The following is a 12,077-nucleotide window of genomic DNA, read 5'->3' on the forward strand; positions in this document are numbered from 1 at the left end:
CTACGACAACGGCACCGTCGACCTGACGGTCACGAAGAACGACAGCGCCGTCGAGAACGCGACGGTCGTCGCCAACGGCGAGGAGGTCGGCACGACCGACGCGAACGGCTCGCTCAGCTTCGAGACGAACGCGACCGAGGAGCTCGAGATCGAGATCACGTCCGGCGAGGACACGCTCGAGCTCGAGTACACGATCGAGGACGGCGAGCTCGTCCGCGAGGAGGACGAGGACGACGCCGGCCCCGACGAGAACGCCTCCGACCGCGCGAAGAACGTGTTCGCGGTCATCCAGAACTGGCTCAGCGGCGACCAGGAGGGCAACCTCGGCCAGATGATCCAGGAGTCGCTCGGTAACGGCGACGACGACGCGCCGGGCAACTCCGGCGACGCGCCGGGCAACGCCGACGAGGCCCCGGGCAACAGCGACGACGATGACGACGAGTCGCCGGGCAACTCCGGCGACGCCCCGGGCAACTCGGACAACGCGCCGAACAACGGCGCTGACGGCGACGACGCCGACGGCGAGGCGTCCGAGAGCGACGACGATGACGACGAAGAGGAAGAAGAGGACGAGGAAGACGAGGAAGACGAGGAAGACGACGATGACGACGAAGACGACGAGAACCCCGGCGAGGGGAACGGTAACGGCAACAACTAAGCGGTAGTTTCCCCGCCGACGCTCTCCACAGTGGGTTTCCAGCCGCCCATCCTCCCGTGTGGGCTGGAGGAGGCGGCTTTTCGGCGTGACGGCGGCGACGCGGACGACTGGGGGTGCCCTCTTGTCAGAGGCGGGGCACCGGGGTGATCTGTCCCAGTCGCGCGCCGTGGCGCACCGGTTCCGTGCGACGCCTTCCACCGGCGTCGTCACTTCTCCGACCGCTCGCTCCGGTAGCTACAGCAGGAACCGTTCGAGCAGTCGACGGACGAACGGCGGTCGACGGCTCTTCTTGGGGTAGACGGTGATCGTCGTCCCCGCGGCCTGTGTGAACGGTCTCTCCTCGGCGTCGAACAGCGCGCCGCGGAGTCGGTGGTCGGCGCCCCGTCGCACCAGCAGATCCGTCTCCGGCAGCCGCCGGTCGGTCGGGATGGCTTTCACGTCGACCGGCACGTCGAGCATCGTCGAGAGCTCCGTGCGGTACTCCTCCAGCGACGCCTGCTGGTCGCCGGTCTCCGACGCCGGGTACCACAGCGAGACGCTGCTGTCGTGGGCCGTGGCGACCGCCTCGGCGACGTTCACCGCCGACGGCGGGAACGGCCCGGTCTCGCCCGGCACCACGACCTCCTCGGGGCTGCGGGGGTCGGAGCTGTCCACCAGCAGCACGTCACACGGCGCGTGGCGCACCACCCAGTCGATGGGGTCGCCGAACAGCCGCGAGCGCAGGCGCAGCGGCTCGTGTTCGGCGACGATCGCGTCGACGCCGCGGTGGTCGGCGAAGTTGACGATGGCGTGTTTCGTGTCGTGGCTCACGATCTCGTCGGCCTCCACGTCGACGCCGAATCGCTCGGAGAGCGACTCGACCCGGGCCTCGAAGGAGCGATCCACGTCGGACTGTGTGGTCACCGCCTCCGTGAGCGGCGCCTGGTCGGGCACCTCCTCGAACCGGACGACGACCACCTGGCCGTCGTCCTCCCGGACCAGGTTCGCCGCCAGCGAGATCAGCGCCTGCTCGCGGCGGACGTCCATCTGCTTGGTGAGCGCGACGAGCACCTCGTGGGTCGCGCCCGCGGACTCAACCTCGGTGAGCACCTCCTCGCTGACCTGTTCGCGGATCGCGCCCGTCGCGGCCCCCTCGCGGTCGACCCGCGAGCGAACGTAGAACAGGTACCAGAGCACGCTCGCGACGGTGATGACGAGCGCGCCGACGAGGGGGATCACCCCCATCTGCGTCAGCAGGCCGACGCCGCTGATCGTGCCGAAGATCTGGATCCAGGGGTACAGCGGCGAGGTGAACTCGGGCTCGTACTCGACGCTGCCCTCGCGGAACGCGACGACCGCGAGGTTGATCAGCGCGAACACGAGGATCTGGAACGCGCTGGCGAGCTTCGCGATCTCCATGATCGGCACGAACGCGATCAGCACCAGCAGCACGGCGCCGGTGAGCGTGATGGAGTTGACGGGCGTCCCGAACCGCTCGTGGACCGTCGCCAGCGACGGCGGCGCGAGCTGGTCGCGGCTCATCGCGAACGGGTAGCGCGAGGAGGAGAGGATCCCGGCGTTGGCCGTCGAGACCAGCGCCAGGATCGCGGCGGCGATGACGGCGACGACGCCGGCGCCCCCGAGGGTGACCGCGGCCGCCTCGGCGACGGGCGTGTCCGAGCCGGCGATGGCGCCGGGGTCGGTCACGCCGACGAGGACGGCGACGATGGCGACGTAGAGCACCGTCGTGAACGTCAGCGAGCCCAGGATCCCCAGCGGGATGTTCGTGCCGGGGTCCTCGACCTCCTCGGCGATGCTGGCGACCTTCGTCACGCCGGCGTAGGAGACGAACACCAGGCCGGTCGCCTCCAGCAGCCCGCCGACGCCGTAGCCGAAGAAGTTCGCGTAGTTGGCGCCCTGCACGCTCGGGGCGCTCCCGGCGGCGAACCAGCCCAGCGCCGCCAGCATCACGACGACGATGGCGACCTGCAGGCGACCGGTCTGTTTGGCGCCGAGGAGGTTGACGAGGATCAGTACCGTCGCCAGGCCCAGCGCGACGGGCTTCATCGGGAGATCGAACAGCAGCAGGAGGTACGGGACGCCGCCGACCAGCGCGAGTGCGCCCTTGAAGGAGAGCGAGAACCACGTGCCGACGCCGGCGATGGTGCCCAGTAGCGGCCCCATCCCGCGCTCGATGTAGATGTACGTCCCGCCGGCCTCGGGCATCGCCGTCGCCATCTCCGACTTCGACAGCGCCGCCGGCACGACGAGCACGCCCGCGAGGAGGTAGGCGACGATGACCGCGGGGCCGGCGATATCCAGCGCCAGCGCGGGCAGGATGAAGATGCCGCTCCCGATCATCGCGCCGATGCTGATCGCCAGCACCGACGGGAGGCCGAGGTCCCGTTCGAGCTCCTTCATCGCGCGCCCCCCTCGACGCTTGGCCGCCGCCAGTCGGCGGACCGGAGGGCGCTGCTGTGGGTCGCTACCGTCGTCGACGGTTCGTGTCGGATGCCACTCATAGCGAGGGAGAGTCGCCCGTCGTCAACGGGCAGTTACTCGTGGCTACTCCCCGAACCACCATAAACTAGCGGATTTAGATGACGATACGTCAAAATCGACCGTGACAAACGAACGAATCGTCTACAGCGCTGTGGGCGCCGGGGGCATGGCTGCGGGTCGGCGAACGGCACCTCCCCCCACCGAACCGGGAGGAATAAGGTCGAACCCCGCCGACGTTCGCTAGCGATGAAACAGGGAGAGCTGGACGACGTGGACCGACACATCCTCTACTACCTCCAGCAGGACGCCCGTCGGACCTCCTCCAGCGAGATCGCCGAGAAGCTGGGCCTGTCGGCGAGCACCGTCCGGACGCGGATCAACAAGCTCGAGGACAGCGGCATCATCCGCGGCTACCACCTCGACATCGACTACGACCTCGCGGGCTACCCACTGTACACGAAGATCATCTGCACCGCCCCCGTCGCCGACCGCGACGAACTCGCCCAGGCGGCCCAGCAGATCGAGGGCGTGACCGCCGTCCGGGAGATCATGACCGGCGAGCGCAACGTGTACGTCAACACCATCGGGCGGGACCACGACGACCTCAACCGGATCAGCGAGGAGCTCGACGCGCTGGGGCTGGAGATCGTCGACGAGCAGATCATCCGCGACGAGTACGTCTGCCCGTACCAGGGGTTTCTCGACGACGACACCGAGTAGGCCCGCCCACGCCCCGCCGGCGTAGCCGGACTTTTCTCCCCCGGGCGCCGTAGGGGGTGTATGGACGAACTCCCCGACGTGACTCCCGAACCGGGAGAGATCGAGACCCGCGAACTGGTCGTCGACGACGCCGCGCTCGTGAAGGCGTTCTTCCTCGGCCCCGGCGCCGAGCTCGACAGCCACGACCACCCCGAGAGCCTCAACGTGTTCCACGTGCTCGCCGGGACGGTCACGGTGATCCAGGAGGACGACGAGGAGGACGTCGTCGCCCCCGGCGTCGTCGCCCACGAGCGCGGCGTCGCTCACGGCGCCCGCAACGACACCGAAGACACAGCCGTGTTCACGGCGACGCTCGCGCCACTTCCCTGATGGTCCGGTTCGACTACCACACCCACTCGAACTACTCGGACGGCCACTTCATCCCCGGGATGGTCAGGGCCGCCGAGGCCGCCGGCCTCGACGGGATCGGCTTCGCCGACCACTGCAACGTCACCGCCGAGGGCGACGCGCGGCGCCGCCTCGACGGGCTCGGCTTCGCGCTCGACGAGACGTACCACCGCCGCCGCGATGGGATCGAGTGGGCCCGGACCGAGACGGAGATCGAGATCTTCGACGCCGTCGAGATGGACTACGTCCCCGGCCGCGAGGCCGACATCGCCGAGTTCCTCGAGGCGGCCGGCTTCGACTACGCCGTCGGCAGCGTCCACTCCGTCGACGGCGCCGACGTGCAGTGGGCGGAGAACTTCGTCGGCCTCGACGACGACGGGCGCCGCGCGGTCGTCGACGGCTACTACGACAACCTCGCCGCCCTGGCCGACAGCGAGCTGTTCGACATCGCGGCCCACGCCGACCTGATCGAGCGCACGCCCGAGCTCCGGGGGTACTCGACGGTCGAACATTACGAGCAGGCCGCGGCCGCGTTCGCCGACTCCGACACCGTCCCGGAGATCAACGCCGGGCGCGTGCTGGACGACTACGGCGAGTTCCACCCCGCGCCGGACCTCCTGACGACGCTGCTCGACCACGGCGTCGAGTTCGTCGTCGGCAGCGACGCCCACCACCCCGAGGAGGTCGGCGGCCGGATCGACGCCCTCGAGAGCCACCTCGAGGAGTACGGCATCGAGCCGACGACGATCGACGTGTAGGCGACGCCCAGCACGGTCGACCCGGGGGTTCCGCCACCGCAGGGTTGACACCCCCTCGCCCCCCCGCTTGGGGTATGCAGGAGATCCCCCGACTCGGCCTCGGTACGTACGAGAACGACGACCCCGAACAGTGCGCGCAGAGCGTCAGCACCGCGCTCGACGCCGGCTACCGCCACGTCGACACCGCCCAGAGCTACGGCAACGAGGCGGCCGTCGGCGACGGGCTCGCCGCGGCCGACGTGGACCGCGAGGAGGTCTTCGTCGCGACGAAGCTCGCCACCGAGAACCTCGCGTACGACGACGCCGTCGAGACCGCCCGCGAGAGCGCCGAGCGGCTGGGCGTCGACACCATCGACCTGCTGTACGTCCACTGGCCGATCAACAGCTACGACCCCGAGGGGACGATCGACGCGCTGAACGACCTGCACGCCGACGGCGTCGTCGACGCCGTGGGGCTGTCGAACTTCCGTATCGACCAGCTCGACGCCGCGATCGAGCGCCTCGACCCGCCGCTCGCGGCCCACCAGGTGGAGTGCCACCCGATGCTGCCCCAGGACGACCTGCGGGCTCACGCCGTCGAGCACGACTACGCGCTGGTCGCGTACAGCCCGATCGCGCGGAACCAGGTCGCTGACGTGGAGACGATCCGGGAGATCGCCGCGGCCCACGACGCCTCGCCCGCGCAGGTGACCCTCGCGTGGCTGCTCTCGAAGGAGAACGTCGTCGCCATCCCGAAGGCGACGAGCGAAGCGCACATCCGGGACAACTGGGCCGCCCGGGAGCTCGAACTGACCGACGAGGAGCTCGCCGCCGTCGACGATATCGACGAGCGCCACCGCATCGTCGACTTCGACGCGGCGCCGTGGAACCAGTAGCCACCTCCGCGTTCCTTATCCCCGAGAGCGCACAAGTGGTGTGTATGCGCCCCTGGATGGCTCTCCGTTCTCGCGCTGACGACCGTCCCCGGTCGTCGGTGGTCGGCCGATGATGCCCTCGGACACGCCGGGCCGCTGGGACGACGCCCCGGACCCCGCCGAGGCGACGCCGGTCCCCGACGCCGACGCGGTGCCGTTCGACGCGACGGTGCTCCAGCAGGTGGCTCACGGCGACGGGATCCCCCCGCGGGAGCTCCCGGAGCTGCTGGGCCGGGTCGACGCCCACCTGATCGACTCCCGGGAGTCGCTCCGGCGCCGGTTCGAGTCGCCGTACAGCGACGAGCGCCGGGAGCTGTTCTTCGTGCCGCCGGACTACTGGGACGGCGTGGCGTCGGTGCTCTCGCTGTCGCCAGTCGAGAAACGCTCGGTGCAGCAGGCCCACGAGCGCCAACTGCTCCGCATCGGCGCCGAGACCCGCCGCGGCAGCGAGTTCGACGCCGCGCTGGACATCCGGACAGCAGTGGTTGTGGGTCGGGAGTAGCGGCGTCGACGACGGCCACGTCGGCGACGGCGGTTCGGGAACGGGACCGGCGACCAAGTCGATCGGCCCCGCTGTTTATCCGACTCCCTGCTGTCTGGTGCCCGTATGTGGTCCCCGAAACGACACGCGGCGCTCGCGGTCTGCGTCGCCCTCCTCCTGATCACGGCCGGCTGTAGCGGCGTGACGCCACGCACCGACAGTTCGACCGGTACCGCCACCGCGACACCGACCGCGAGTTGGGCGCCCGACGCGTCCGTGGACCAGTACCCGCCGGGCGTCGCGGCGAACGGAACGCTCACGAACGTCACGGCACTCCTCGACGCGCACTTCGCCGCGACGGCGACCCAACCGATGGCGCTCACCCACGAGTGGACGGCGCCGAACGAGAGCGGCGTCCGCCGGTACGCACACGGTGCGGACTCGACGCCGTACTACAGCGCGTTCAACCGCACGGTCGACGGCGACCGGACGACGGAGCAGTTCTACTGGACGGGCTCGCACGGCTACTCGCGGGTCACCTTCGACGACCAGACGCGGTTCTCCGTCTTCCAGAACGCCACCGGCGGCGTCGACGCGTGGACGCACGATGACGTGTTCGGCAAGCGATCCACCCTCCGGACCGCCCTGGTCGGTGGGAACTACAGCGTGAACGGCACCGTCGAGCGCGGTGACCGGACGTTCGTCCGGCTGAAGGCCGACGAGGTTTCGCCGAGCCGGACGACCATTTACGAGGCGTACCAGGGGACGGTGCTTGTCACGCCCGAGGGCGTCGTGTACGACGTCGATACGTCCCTCGTCGGCACGAGCAACGCCACGAACGAACGCCTCGAGAGCTCGATCTCGCTCGACACCGACGTGGACTGGTCCGGGGCGCCGCCGTGGGTTGCCGACCTCCCCCACCTCTCGATCGCGACGGTCGAGAACGGGCACGCACTCGAGATCCGGAACGCCGGCGAGACAGCTCTCCCGGCGAACGCGTCGTTCACCGTCTCCGTGAGCAACGAGACGGTCTGGGGCTCGCCTCTCCACGGTGACGCGACCGGGACAGTCACGACGAGTGAGCGACTCGAACCCGGCGATTCCGTCTACGTGACTGTGGGCCGTGACGGGAACCCGTCGTCGTTCGCGCTCCACCGGGAACGGGCCCGGGGGGAGTACACCATCGTCGCCGCCGGCGTCCGTGGGGCTCACGACGGGGTCAGCTACCGGTTGGAGACCGGCTCGAAGAGCGACTGAACGGCCAGCGATCTCCTACACACGAACGGCATCGGCTCTGCGCGATCGGTCGTCGCCGATCGCTGCTCGCTCGCGGCAATCGGTCAGACACAGCCAGGGCATGGGTTCGATGAGCGTGACACGCCGGTCACTCTGGCTCGTCGTGGTTGGTCAGACACAGCCACGGCATGGGCTCGCTGAGCGTGACACGCTGGTCACTCTGGCTCGTCGTGGTTGGTCAGACACAGCCACGGCATGGGTTCGGTGAGGGTGACACAGAGGTCACTCTCGCTCACTCGCCGTGGCTGGTTAGAGCCGCCGTTCGAGGAACTCGCCGATCAGCCCGAACGCCCGCACTTTCTGCTCCACGTCGGAGCTGCCGTGCCCCTCGGCCTCGAGCTCCTCGTACTCGAAGTCGCCGTCCGGGCCCGCCTCCCAGCCGCGATCCTGTAGCGCGTCGCGGAACGTCCGCGCCTGCGAGATCGGACAGCGCGGGTCGTTGACGCCGTGGACGACGAACACCGGTGCCTCCATGTTCCCGACGTGGGTGATCGGCGAGCGATCGCGCCAGAGCTCGGCGTTCTCCTCGGGGTCGCCCAGCTGCTGTTCGAGCATCGCCTGGAAGTGCGGCATCGACTCCTCGTACAGCAGGTCCAGGTCGGTGATGCCGATCCAGGCGACGCCGGTCGTCCAGATCTCGGGATGCATCGTGAGCTGGCAGTACGCCGAGTAGCCGCCGTAGGAGCCGCCGAACACGCCGAGCCGGTCGGCGTCGACGAACTCGCGGTCGCCGAGCCAGCGCCCGCCGGCGGCGACGTCCGCCTGCTCGGCGCCGCCCCAGTCGCCGAGGATCGACTGCTGGAACTCCCGCCCCCGACCGACCGAGCCGCGGTAGTTCGGCAGCAGCACCGAGTACCCCTGGCTCACGAGGAACTGCGCGTAGAGGTCGAACGACTGCATCGACTGGGCGTGTGGGCCGCCGTGGACCTTCACGACGCCCGGGGTGACCTCGTCCGCGCTGCCGACCGGCCGGTCCCGCGCGTCGTACAGCAGCGCGCCGATCTCGAGACCGTCCGGGGACTCGTAGGTGACGTACTCGGCGTCGACGAACGCGTCGGGGTCGATCTCGCCGTAGTCGGGCTCGATCAGCGTCTCGGTCGCGCCGCCGTCGTACGCCAGCAGCGACCCCCGGGCGTCCGGCGTCGTCTGGGTGAACACGGGTCGCCCGTCGGCGAGGAAGTGGTCGCCGCCCGCCAGCGAGGCGACGCCCTCGGGGAGTTCGAGCGGCTCCGGGTCGCCGCCGTCGAGGTCGTAGACGATCGGCGTCCGCGCGGCGTTCTCGCTGCGCAGCGCGTACGCCGTCTCGCCGTCGGGGCCGAACGCTTCGGGGGATTCCTCGGCGCTGCCGTCGCTCAGCCACCGGACCTCGTCGGCGCCGAGCTCGTAGACGCCGGCGTGGGTGAGGTCCTCGGCGTCGTCGCTGACCAGCAGCCGCTCGCTGTCGGGGTGCCAGTCGACGGGGTACGTCTGCGAGCCGGTCTCGCCGAGGTCGAGCCGGCGCGACTCGCCGGTCTCGAGATCCAGCACGTACGCGTCCTCGTTCTCCATCGCCTCTGTCTCGTTGGTGGCGTAGGCGATCCGGTCTCCGTCGGGCGAGAAGCTGCCCGCCCGGACCGGCTCGTCGTTCTCGGTGAGCTGCTCGGACGCGCCGGTGTCGGGGTCGAACAGGTAGAGGTTCAGCTGCTCCCCCTCGTCGCTGCCGTACAGCAGCCGGCCGTCGTCGGCCACGTCCTGCAGCGTCGCCTGGCCGGGCGTCTCGACGACCGGTTCGGCGTCGCCGTCGAGGCCCAGCGCCCAGATGTCGTTCTGCTCGTCGCCGGCGTCGTCGAGGTGGAAGAACACGCGGTCGCCGTCGGCGCCCCACGCGATCGGCCAGCGGGCGGCCCGGGGGACCTCGCCGTCGCTTATCTGCCGACGCTCGCCGGTCTCGACGTCTTGGACGTACAGCTCGTTGCGGCCGGTGCCGTCGTAGTAGAACGCGATCCGTTCGCCGTCCGGCCCCACGCGGGGGTGGTGGAACTCGGGGAGGCGCGCCAGCTCTTCGGGGGTGAACCGTTTCTTGCCTGCGGATTCGCTGCTCATCGTTCACGAGTGCGCGGGCCGGGGCAAAGTTCCTGTGACTCCGGTGAAAGCTACGCGTCGGCGCCGGCGTCGTCGTCGGTGTCGCTGGCGTCGCCGACGTCCTCACTGGCGTCGTCGGTGTCGTTCCCGGTGCCCGCGTCGGCTCCGGTCGACGTGTCGCGTCCGTCGGTGATCTCCACCGAGCCGCCCGGCGGGCTCTGCGCCGCGGCGATCCGCTGCTGTGCGTGGGCGATGCGCTCGACGGCGACGACGAGGCGGTAGAGCAGCCACAGCACGAACGCGATCACCGCCAGCCAGACGATCGAGTAGGCGGCGAACCCGACGACGCCGATGGCGCCGCCGAAGCCGAGCAGGCCCAGCAGGAGCATGAAGATCACCACCCCTGCGGCGACCGCGAGCAGCAGGTTGCGGTTCTCCGCGAGGAAGCCGGTGGAGGAGTCGGCGCGGGACATGCCCGGGCGTTCCGCTGCCGGCGACATAAAGCCGACTGCCACGCAACCGATTTGGGCCCGCCCGCCCACGCTGGCGTATGCGCGCTCGCCGCTGGCTCCCCGTCGCCGTCGCCCTCGTCATCCTCGTCGCCTCGCTCGTCCCGGGCGGTGGGGGTGGTGGCGCCATCGGCCCGGTCGGCGTCGACAAGCTCCTCCACGTCGTCGGCTACGCCGTCCTCGCGGGGACGAGCCTCTGGGCGCTGCGTGACCGGCGGCTCGGCGCGACGCTGGCCGTCGTCGTCCTCGTCACCGGCTACGGCGGCGTCGTGGAACTGCTCCAAGGCCCGGTCCCGGGGCGGGCGGTCTCGCTGCTCGACCTGGTCGCCGACGCCGTCGGCGCCGTGCTGGGCGTCGCGGGCTGGTGGCTGTTCGGTCGCCCTCACTCGACGAGTGGCCCGACCGGGGAGTGACTGCGGACCGTTCGGTGCGCGTCAGCGTCGGGCCTCCCGTCGAAGCCGTTTCGCTCCGTGTCCGGCGGGATTAGTTACCCGCCGGCGGCCCGCTGACACGGTCACGGCCGCGGCGTCGAACGGCGGCCGCGAGGTCGGCGTTCAGCCGGGAGCGCTCGAAGTAGACGTGGTCGAACTCAGCGGACTCGTACTCCGCGTAGAGGTCGAACTGGACCTCCTCCCCGCCGTCGGCGTCCGCGACCGTCTCGGCGAGGGCGCCATCGTCGGCGCGGACGACCAGCGTCCCCTCGTCCTCGTCGAAGACGACCTGCTCCGCGTCGACGGCCGCCCCGTCCGGCGACCAGACGGCGGCGGTGTCGCCGGCGACCGACTCGACGTCCTGGGGGGCGTCGAACTGCTCGACGACCTTGCCGTTCCCGTCGACGGTGATCGACGCGTCGGGCAGGTCGCGGTCGACGCGCTGCATCCGGCCCTCGACGGTCGGGGCGACGCTCTCGCGCTCCCGCAGGTAGTCGACGACGAGCGTCACGAGCAGCTCGTCGGTCGCCTCGATCACGGGCTTGTCTTCGAGCGGGTAGCCGCTCCCGCCGTTGGCGATGAAGCTGTTGACGGCGACCGCGTAGCTCTCGTCGGGGTCGAGCGGCTCGCCGCCGACGCGCACGTCGCGGATCTGCTCGTCGACCCCCTCGTGGGGCACCCACTCGAAGCGCACGCCGCTGACCTGCTGGGAGATCTCCTCGCCGAAACTCTGCCCGGTGTCGCTCTCCAGCGTGACGACCTGGCTCTCCAGCGTCTCGACGAGCTCCTCGCCCGTTAGCTCCAGCGTGACGAGCGTGTTCGGGAACGGGAGGGTGTTGAATATGTCTCCCCCGGTGATCTCGCCGGGGCCGTACACCGAGTCGGAGCGGATGCCGCCCGCGTTCGTGATCGCCACGTCGGCGTCGGCCCGCTCGCGCATCGCGTCGGTGACGAGGTTGCCGTAGCCGGTCTCGCGGTGGTAGTTCGAGCCGAACGTCGCGTCGAGCGCGGTCTCGGTCTCTACGATCACTTCGTCGAGCCCCACGTCTGCTCGGTAGTCGTTGATGATGCTCGATGCGGTGGGGTCTTTCTTTATCTCCTCCGTGACCTCGATCAACTGCCCGTCGAACCCGGTCACCTCTCCGCCTTCGACCGTCAGTTCGATCTCGCTGAGGTAGGCCGCTCGGGCCCGCGCCTCGGAGACGATCGACCCGTCGATCTCCTCGGGCGGGTAGAACTGCTCGTCGTCGCCGACGACGATCACGTCGATGTCGTCGTCCGCGTCCGCCTCGGCGAGCGCCTCAGCGTCGGGGACCCCCGTGTGCGCGAGCGCGACGACGGCGTCGACGCCCGCCTCTTCCTTGAGCCGCTTCGCCTCCGC

At 70.1% G+C, this 12,077-nt stretch carries 11 protein-coding genes and 1 pseudogene; 8 read left to right on the top strand and 4 right to left on the bottom strand.

The genetic code is table 11. The features are described 5' to 3' along the window. A pseudogene (locus ACP95_RS15880) lies at nucleotides 1–658 on the top strand (hypothetical protein); the annotation flags it as partial. Between the two features lie 234 nt (nucleotides 659–892). On the opposite strand, the gene ACP95_RS11945 reads toward ACP95_RS15880, so the two are convergent. After that, the gene (locus ACP95_RS11945; RefSeq protein ID WP_049981424.1) at nucleotides 893–3,058 is read right to left on the bottom strand and encodes a universal stress protein; all 2,166 of its coding nucleotides are present in this window, start codon (nucleotides 3,056–3,058) and stop codon (nucleotides 893–895) included. Between the two features lie 327 nt (nucleotides 3,059–3,385). Between ACP95_RS11945 and ACP95_RS11950 the strand changes: the two genes are divergently transcribed. The 6 genes from ACP95_RS11950 to ACP95_RS11975 all read left to right on the top strand — a co-directional run bounded on the left by ACP95_RS11950 (nucleotide 3,386) and on the right by ACP95_RS11975 (nucleotide 7,656). Further along, the gene (locus ACP95_RS11950; RefSeq protein ID WP_049981425.1) at nucleotides 3,386–3,859 is read left to right on the top strand and encodes an Lrp/AsnC family transcriptional regulator; all 474 of its coding nucleotides are present in this window, start codon (nucleotides 3,386–3,388) and stop codon (nucleotides 3,857–3,859) included. 60 nt (nucleotides 3,860–3,919) lie between these two features. Beyond that, nucleotides 3,920–4,228, top strand: a complete 309-nt coding sequence (locus ACP95_RS11955) for a cupin domain-containing protein (RefSeq protein ID WP_049981426.1) — start codon at nucleotides 3,920–3,922, stop codon at nucleotides 4,226–4,228. After that, nucleotides 4,228–5,004 carry a PHP domain-containing protein gene (locus ACP95_RS11960; protein WP_049981427.1) on the top strand — a complete coding sequence of 259 codons (777 nt, stop codon included), beginning with the start codon at nucleotides 4,228–4,230 and terminating at the stop codon, nucleotides 5,002–5,004. Before ACP95_RS11955 ends, ACP95_RS11960 begins: the two co-directional genes overlap by 1 nt. Nucleotides 5,005–5,078: 74 nt before the next feature. Next, the gene (locus ACP95_RS11965; protein ID WP_049981428.1) at nucleotides 5,079–5,879 is read left to right on the top strand and encodes an aldo/keto reductase; all 801 of its coding nucleotides are present in this window, start codon (nucleotides 5,079–5,081) and stop codon (nucleotides 5,877–5,879) included. 109 nt (nucleotides 5,880–5,988) lie between these two features. Continuing rightward, nucleotides 5,989–6,420 carry a hypothetical protein gene (locus ACP95_RS11970; protein WP_082224676.1) on the top strand — a complete coding sequence of 144 codons (432 nt, stop codon included), beginning with the start codon at nucleotides 5,989–5,991 and terminating at the stop codon, nucleotides 6,418–6,420. Nucleotides 6,421–6,525: 105 nt separating this feature from the next. Further along, complete coding sequence (locus ACP95_RS11975; protein WP_049981429.1) at nucleotides 6,526–7,656, top strand: hypothetical protein; 1,131 nt, start codon at nucleotides 6,526–6,528, stop codon at nucleotides 7,654–7,656. A 288-nt stretch (nucleotides 7,657–7,944) separates the two neighbouring features. On the opposite strand, the gene ACP95_RS11980 is transcribed toward ACP95_RS11975, so the two are convergent. Beyond that, the gene (locus tag ACP95_RS11980; RefSeq protein WP_049981430.1) at nucleotides 7,945–9,777 is read right to left on the bottom strand and encodes a S9 family peptidase; all 1,833 of its coding nucleotides are present in this window, start codon (nucleotides 9,775–9,777) and stop codon (nucleotides 7,945–7,947) included. Nucleotides 9,778–9,827: 50 nt separating this feature from the next. Next, on the bottom strand, nucleotides 9,828–10,229 hold the full coding sequence (locus tag ACP95_RS11985) for a hypothetical protein (protein ID WP_049981431.1): 402 nt from the start codon (nucleotides 10,227–10,229) through the stop codon (nucleotides 9,828–9,830). 77 nt (nucleotides 10,230–10,306) lie between these two features. On the opposite strand from ACP95_RS11985, the gene ACP95_RS11990 reads away from it, so the two are divergent. Next, nucleotides 10,307–10,678 carry a VanZ family protein gene (locus ACP95_RS11990; RefSeq protein ID WP_049981432.1) on the top strand — a complete coding sequence of 124 codons (372 nt, stop codon included), beginning with the start codon at nucleotides 10,307–10,309 and terminating at the stop codon, nucleotides 10,676–10,678. Between the two features lie 70 nt (nucleotides 10,679–10,748). Here the strand turns inward: ACP95_RS11990 and ACP95_RS11995 are convergent. Next, nucleotides 10,749–12,077, bottom strand: a 1,329-nt coding sequence (locus tag ACP95_RS11995; protein ID WP_049981433.1) for a bifunctional metallophosphatase/5'-nucleotidase, incomplete at its 5' end; no start/stop codon positions are given.

Source organism: Halolamina rubra, assembly GCF_000739555.1.
Classification (GTDB): Archaea; Halobacteriota; Halobacteria; order Halobacteriales; family Haloferacaceae; genus Halolamina; species Halolamina rubra.